The sequence below is a fragment of the Buchnera aphidicola (Pemphigus obesinymphae) genome, from assembly GCF_026122815.1.
In the GTDB taxonomy this organism is placed as follows: domain Bacteria; phylum Pseudomonadota; class Gammaproteobacteria; order Enterobacterales; family Enterobacteriaceae; genus Buchnera_C; species Buchnera_C aphidicola_BJ.
The window spans coordinates 1-901 of the sequence record NZ_JAIWQW010000049.1 but is presented as its reverse complement, the minus strand read 5'-3'; the positions used below and the strand labels follow the sequence as shown (position 1 = coordinate 901).

Sequence of the window (901 nt, the reverse complement as noted above, 5' to 3'; positions counted from 1 at the left end):
AAATACCGTTAGGATAAATTTCGTTTACATTTAATCCTCCTGGTTCTAAAAAAATTTGATGAGAAGAACGATTAGAAAAACGCACTATTTTATCTTCAATAGAAGGACAATAACGAGGGCCAATACCTTTTATTTCTCCTGTATACATGGGACTTTGATGCAAATTTTTTCGTATAATTTCATGCGTAAATTTATTCGTATGGGTAATATAACAAGGTATCTGACGAGGATGTTGTGATTTTTTTCCAATAAACGAAAATACAGGCACGGGTACATCACCATTCTGAATTAAAAGATTTTTAAAATTTATGCTATTAACATCTATTCGTGGAGGAGTTCCTGTTTTTAATCTACCAACTCGAAATGGCAACTCTCGTAACCGATTTGCTAAAATAGTAGATGATGCATGACCCATGCGTCCTCCTTCATGTTTATTATTAATACCTATATGAATCTTACCTCCTAAAAATGTTCCAGTTGTTAAGACAACAGCCTTTGCGTAAAAATTAACTTTATTTGTTGTTTTTACACCTATGATAATTTCTTTTTTAATAATTAAATCTTCTACTTCTGCTTCAAAAACCAATAAGTTATTTTGTTTTTTTAAAACATTTTTTATAAAATCAGAATATAATTTTCTATCTGCCTGTGCCCGAGTAGCTCTTACAGCTGGGCCTTTTTTAGCATTGAGTATTCTAAACTGAATACCAGAATAATCAATTGCTTTTGCCATAACACCACCCAATGAATCAATTTCTTTAACTAAATGACTCTTACCAATACCACCTATAGCAGGATTACAGGATAAAAATCCTAAACTCTTTAATTTTTGAGTTAATAAAATGGTTTTATAACCCATTCTTGCGGAAGCCATTGATGCTTCAGTTCCTGCATGCCCTCC

Annotated in this window: 1 protein-coding gene; it reads right to left on the bottom strand. The window is 32.0% G+C overall.

All coding sequences use genetic code 11. From position 1 onward, the window contains the following. Positions 1-901, bottom strand: a 901-nt coding sequence (locus tag LDP10_RS02995) for a tRNA uridine-5-carboxymethylaminomethyl(34) synthesis enzyme MnmG (RefSeq protein ID WP_265197261.1), incomplete at both ends; no start/stop codon positions are given.